5 protein-coding genes are annotated in these 6385 nt (G+C 44.7%); 3 read left to right on the forward strand and 2 right to left on the reverse strand.

What is annotated here, in order from left to right:
- Nucleotides 1-34: 34 nt before the first annotated feature.
- Both FKN88_RS07740 and mgtE read left to right on the forward strand, forming a co-directional pair.
- A complete protein-coding gene (locus FKN88_RS07740; protein ID WP_158137975.1) occupies nucleotides 35-742 on the forward strand; it encodes an MgtC/SapB family protein in 708 nt (235 codons plus the stop codon).
- A 284-nt stretch (nucleotides 743-1026) separates the two neighbouring features.
- Entirely contained in the window at nucleotides 1027-2397 is a 1371-nt protein-coding gene (mgtE, locus tag FKN88_RS07745; protein ID WP_154168936.1) for a magnesium transporter, read from the forward strand.
- Nucleotides 2398-2458: 61 nt separating this feature from the next.
- Here mgtE and FKN88_RS07750 read toward each other — a convergent pair whose 3' ends face one another.
- Nucleotides 2459-3826 (reverse strand): endonuclease/exonuclease/phosphatase family protein, encoded by a 1368-nt coding sequence (locus tag FKN88_RS07750; RefSeq protein ID WP_306687391.1) that lies wholly within the window; start codon nucleotides 3824-3826, stop codon nucleotides 2459-2461.
- Nucleotides 3827-4125: 299 nt separating this feature from the next.
- Here FKN88_RS07750 and FKN88_RS07755 point away from each other — a divergent pair, with 299 nt between their 5' ends.
- Complete coding sequence (locus FKN88_RS07755; protein WP_158144180.1) at nucleotides 4126-5148, forward strand: alpha/beta fold hydrolase; 1023 nt, start codon at nucleotides 4126-4128, stop codon at nucleotides 5146-5148.
- Nucleotides 5149-5185: 37 nt separating this feature from the next.
- Here the strand turns inward: FKN88_RS07755 and FKN88_RS07760 are convergent, their stop codons facing one another.
- Nucleotides 5186-6208, reverse strand: coding sequence for an AraC family transcriptional regulator (locus tag FKN88_RS07760; protein ID WP_306687392.1), 1023 nt, complete (start codon nucleotides 6206-6208; stop codon nucleotides 5186-5188).
- Between the last annotated feature and the right edge of the window lie 177 nt (nucleotides 6209-6385).

Consider the following 6385-nt stretch of genomic DNA (forward strand, 5'->3'; position numbering starts at 1 on the left):
CAAGGCTTCATAGTCCTAGCAAGGAGAGCAAACCATGTGGGAAATGTTTGATTTTATTCTGCCGCTCATGTTAGCTGCAGGTTTAGGTGCCATGGTTGGGCTTGAGCGTCAATGGCATCAACGTATGGCAGGGCTAAGAACGAATGCTTTAGTGTCCCTTGGAGCCGCAAGCTTTACTCTGATGTCGATGATGGTTGATGGCGATGCCAGTCCAACACGCGTGGCAGCGCAGGTGGTCTCAGGTATCGGTTTTCTCGGTGCCGGCGTCATAATGAAAGAAGGAGCCAATATTCGCGGCTTAAATACCGCGGCTACTTTGTGGTGCTCTGCCGCGATAGGAGTGATGATTGGTGCCAATCAGTGGTCAGGCGCGGTTGCGGTGACGATTGTTATTTTGGCCACCAATACCCTATTACGCCCGTTAGTCAGGTTTATAAACCATCGCCCCGTCGAGTCCGTTCAACAAGCGGAATGCTGGTGGCAATACCGTTTGGAAGTGGTTTGTTTAGAGAGTGATGAAGCGCATGTTCGAGCTTTATTATTGCAAGGCGTCTCTTCGGGGGCTTTGCAATTACAAAAGCTAGAAAGTGAAACCTTAATCCAAGATAAACAGACTCAGGTACGTGTCATCTCTTCGGTGATGGCAACACAGCGGACCGATTCACACATCGAACGGGTGATTGGTCGATTAAGTTTAGAGCCGACCGTTTCTCTGGCGAGTTGGCAAGTTGTGGAAGCTTAACTCGCTGTCGTCTGGATAAGTGAAGCGACTTTGTCATTTACAACGTTCATCAGGCTATTTTGTCGACGTCTATTTTCTTAGCGCGCAGTCAGAATAGCCTGATTTTTTCTTTCTCTTCGCTCTAGTTGTCTTATAACTGTGCTAAAATCAGCCATTTGCATGCTATTCATCCCATTATTATTTTATCTCTCAATATCTTTAGTCGCTAGAGCAAAGAGCATGTCATAAGATAAAACAATAATGACGTTGATTCATGCTCACATGACAACGAAAAGAGTATTTAGATGTCAATCAATATTATGACTCAAGACCTCATGGCGCTGCACATCAGTCAAAATGCCGAGGCTATGGAACGCTTTGTTGAAGAGCACCCACTGGCTGACTGCGCAGAAGCCCTCACCGAATTACTGGATAATCAAAGTTTAACTGCTAAAGAAGCGGGACAATTATTACTGCTGATTTCGTTAGAAAAACAAGCGGCTCTATTTGGGTATTTTTCCTTGCGCTGGCAAGAAAAGCTCGCCGAAGAGCTTAATGCGCAAGAGCTCGCACAAATGACAGAGCTCATGCCCCATGATGAACGCGCCGATTTACTGACCCAATTAGAGCCCGAGTTTCAGCATCAAGTTTTACAACAAATGGATGCGGAAGATCGGCGTGATATTCAGCGTTTAGTCTCTTATCCAGAGGAGAGCGTCGGGGCATTAATGACCTCGGATTTCGCGACGCTCGATGCCCATCAAACCGTTGAAGAAGCCATCAACCAACTACGGAAAATTGCCAGTGAGCGAGAAACCATTTATCAAGCTTACGTTGTTGATGAACAAATGCATCTGCAAGGTACGGTTTCCCTGCGTGATTTGATGATTTCTGAGCCAAGTCTAACGGTTGGCAAAATCATGACTCAAGTGCTGATCTTCGTGCGGGTGGATGAAGCGCAAAATGTCGCCGCGCAAGCGATCAGTAAATATGACTTACTCGCTCTTCCGGTCTTGGATCAACAAAATCGCATGGTCGGTATTGTGACTTATGATGATGCGATGGACGTTGCAGAAGAAGAGGCCGATCGCTCGATTCACAAATCTGCCGCGGTTGACTTCTCCGGTAACCTAAAAGATGCTTCCGTTGGATTGATGTATCGTAAGCGCGTGTTTTGGTTAGTTTTGCTGGTGTTCGGTAATCTCTTTTCCGGAGCGGGGATCGCCTATTTTGAAGATACGATTCAAGCCTACGTTGCGCTGGTCTTTTTCTTGCCATTATTGATTGGTAGTAGTGGTAACGCCGGGGCGCAGTCGGCAACCTTGATGGTTCGAGCTATCGCAACCGGTGAAGTGATTGGTAAAGACTGGGCGAAAATGCTGGCTAAAGAACTGTTTATCGCCGGTTTACTGGGTATCACTATGGCGATTGCCGTCTCGCTGCTTGGTTTATGGCGCGGCGGTCCAGAAATTGCTCTAGTCGTAGCGCTAACCATGCAAATTGTGGTGGTGGTTGGATCGCTGGTGGGGATGTCACTGCCATTTATTCTCAGTAAACTTAAGTTTGATCCGGCATCGGCCAGTGCGCCACTGGTTACCACTATTGCCGATGCGGTCGGAGTTATTATCTATTTCTCAGTCGCCACCAGCATTTTAGATTTTCCTGCGGTTGGCTAAACTCGCTTGATTGAGGCTCTAAATAGAGCCTCTTTTCTTATCCCCAAACAATTGGGATATCCTATAACTTCACTTCAACCCATATTAGGCGATGGTCGGAAGAGACATCTTTACCGTCTCCATAACGGCCCAAACGCGAGTCATTCATTAAACGATAGCCCACTTGATCAGACGCTGGCCAATACACACCGGAATCAATAACCGTTAAGTTGGCCGAAGGCAGAGCATAATCAACGCCTAAGCCAAAAGTGGACGTGATTCGCTGCGGATGGGGATGAGTTAATGATCGCTGCGCAGCAAATTCAGCGGCACCAAGGCTACTTGGGTAAAGCGTCCCTTGAGTCACCTTTTGATTGAGTAACGGATCGGCATGCAGTGCTTGCATTATTTCACTGAGCCCATCACCGGCGACCGGGTCGAGATTTAAATCGCCCATGATGACAAACTTCTCATTGTTGGCTAATCCGCCAGTCTTACCAGCATCATCATAAAAATAGGGCTGATTTTGTATGTAATGGTGCCAAAACTGCACTTCTGCTGCGTTTTGTTGCTGATTTTTACCAGGGTCAAAGACCGGAGGCGTCGGATGAGACATCAGTAAATGGATCACTTGCTCCCCATCGGCCGTTGGAATAATAATCGGCGCATCTACATGGTTTTTAGACGATAAACGTACCTGTTGCCACTCTGCATCACTATACCAAGGGTCACCGCACACCATGCCCTGAGGGATATTTTGTGAACCATCACAAATAGTAATGGCAGGAATGTCAGCATTGGGCATATCTTTCCATTTAAAGTGCTGGAAGGTGCGCGTTTGGCTCGCATCAATCGGGTACTTAGACAGTAAAGCAAACGCGTATTGGCCGTGATAAAAACCAAATCCCCAAGCATCGCCTGGCAACAGACCTTTTTGGCCATTGTTATCTAAATCAAACTCACTCAATAGCCCGGTATTAGTGGCGTAAGCTTTAGCAAACGGATAATCAATTGGCTCTAGATCGGGCTCGCCTCCCGCGCCTTGTCGGCTTTGCGCGACAGATAAATAATTGTTTTGAAAGCCGATCAGCGCCGAAGTATCTTCACCAGTGCCATCATTATTAAATTCCGCCATCATCAATACATCAGGGCGATTGTGTTGAATAACCGCCGCGACATTGCGGATCTGGATAACGTTTTGCGCTAATTTCTTGTCTTTTTGATCAATCTTGCCCGCTAAGTAAGCTTCAACCAAAGCTTGCTGCTGAGCAGGTTCGACCTGCATTTCAGTGACCAGTTCTGCAAAGGTGTTACGGTCAAAAGAGAGATTATAGGTAGCAATTTTAAGCGTTTTTTCAGGTGTTGCCATGGTATCGATATCCTGATTACAGCCCAAGAGCAGTGCGCTACTGAGCAGCAAAGCGGTCGGAGTAAGTCGCATTTTTTTCATTATTCACACCATAGAGTAACTGTCTATTCAAAATCAAAACAAAACCGATTTAAACGATACAGACAGATAAGACACATTGATTCGTTATCTGAATGGTAAGGATATGCTTACCTGTTGTAAGTGATAAAAATCACGCCCAAGATGTAATAAGCTTCTTGTTTGTTTATTTTTGTGTGACTGGTGCCAACTTTGGTTAGGTTTGGTTTATTTTTTAGGTCCTAAAACCGGATTTAGGACGCATTAGAAAGCGCGATATCAGAATCTAGCTCTGAAGATTATCATTTATAAAGGAGCGGATTATGCGTTGGTTTTGTTCATTTATTACTCTGGTACTGATGTTACCATCAAGTATTGCGGCTACAGAAATTGGCTTCCAACAAAAGGTTATCAGCCAATCTTTAGAAAGGCCCTTATCTATATCCATCTGGTACCCAGCTAAGCCGTCCAATCAAATCACTTTGATTGCTGATAATCCAGTTTTTCAAGGTAATCCAGTGATAGAAAATGGTGCAGTAAATACCGCTTCTGCCCCTTTGGTGATGCTTTCTCATGGTTATCGAGGTAACTGGCGAAACCAGCATTGGCTAGCGGTGAAGTTGGTTGAGCAGGGTTATGTTGTTGCAGCGGTTGATCACCCTGGAACAACGACACTTGATTCATCTCCTCAACAAGCGGCGCAATGGTGGCAAAGACCGAAGGATTTAAGTCGGCTGCTTGATTATTTATTGTCTGATGAGCAGTGGTCCGGCGTGATTGATCGTACGAATGTGACTGCGATAGGCCATTCTTTAGGTGGCTGGACCGTGTTACAACTGGTTGGTGCTCAGGTAGATCGCGCTTTTTTTCATCAGCAATGTCTTTTGTACCCAAACCCTAGAACTTGTGGGTTGGCAAAAGAGCTAGGATTGGCCGAGTCACAACCCAATGAACCTTTGTCAGCAAGGTTACACGATGAGCGTATTAAGCAAGTAATCAGCTTAGATTTAGGTTTGGCGCGCAGTTTTTCCTCCTCTAGTCTTCATAAAATAAAAACACCTGTTTTGATTTTGGCGGCTGGCATTGATATTGGTGATCTCCCTCAAACTCAAGAGTCAGGTTTTTTAGCTGAACACATACCGCTACTATCACGGCGTTATAAAGTGTATGAGCAAGCGATGCATTTTAGTTTTTTACCCATTTGCAAGCCTGGTGCAATCCATTTACTTGAAGAAGAAGTGCAAGGTGACGGTATCATTTGTAAAGATGGAAGAGGCATAACGCGCAGCGCCCTTCATCAAAGCATATTTGCTGATATTTTCTTATTTCTTGGGCAAAGACCGTAGATTAAGCTTGATATGTTTAAGAACGGCTTGAGAGTCATTATGACAATGAACTTCGGTAGCCACTGGGCGTTTGCCCTGTGATACGTGAAAACTCACGATGGAAATTGGATTTAGTTTGAAACCCTGACGCTAAATAAACTTCGGTGATCGACATATTACTGGTTAAGAGCAGTGATTTAGCATGCTCTATTCTAAATGAATTGATCACTCTAGATATATTTTCTCCGTACACCTGATTGATTGCTTGAGAAAGTGGCTTCGCTGGAACTCCGAGCCGCTTTGAGAGCCGCGCTAGAGTTAAATCAACATCCTTATACAGTTCTTTTTCTGTGAGTAAGTGGCTGAGCTTGTCACAAATCTGTGTTGCTTCTTGCTTACTCATTGATAACGAGGATGATTTTATTTCTGTTAGTGAGGGCTGTGTTATCGCGTTATTTGTTGCCTCAACCACGGTATGCTGACTAGCGATAGTTACCGTTGTGACGATTCCTGCGATCAGGGCGAGATAGCTAAAGGATAAAATAAGATTGATGTGCGCTGCACTGTTACGAATTAAATCATAACTGATCATGCCATCAATCAGAGCTGACATTAGTAACAAAAATCCCGCAGCTCTTTGAGCAAATAAAACCGTGGTAATTTGATTGAGGCGGACATGGGTTGGTATTTTTAATGATTCTTTTATGAGCAAGAGTCCGTAGGCTAAATAAAGACAAATCAAAACAATATCAATAGCGACTAACCAAACTCGTGATGGATTGATGGAAGCAATTGCGACAATAATAGGACCAAGCCAGTGGAGATATTTAGTATTTACGTGCTGAGTTTTAGAAAAGCAAAGCCAGGCTGCGACAGGTAACATCGCACCGAGAATAGGTTGAACGCAGCGTAATAAAGCAATATCAAATGTCCACCTTAATCCGACGACAGTGGTCATCGCTGCACAAAGTATACTGAACCAAAATACTCCAGACTTTAGCCAGTTACTTTTGGGGCGCATTAATAGGGCGGTAATGATAAATAGCAAAGATGCTATAAAGGGAAGCGGTACGGCAAGCATTAAAAATCCATTTTATATTCATCATAAGGCTGATTATATGAGAAGCCTATGTACAGGGCGTCCGCATGAATGGTTAGAATTTAGCCGCCAACTTAAATCCAGCTAACAAGACTTGCTCCAAGAAGCCGGGGTTCATCATGCAACGCTTCTGCTTCATTGGCACACTAATTTTGGTTG

Origin of the sequence: Vibrio sp. 2017_1457_13 (genome assembly GCF_030851525.1) — a bacterium.
GTDB lineage: Bacteria > Pseudomonadota > Gammaproteobacteria > Enterobacterales > Vibrionaceae > Vibrio > Vibrio metschnikovii.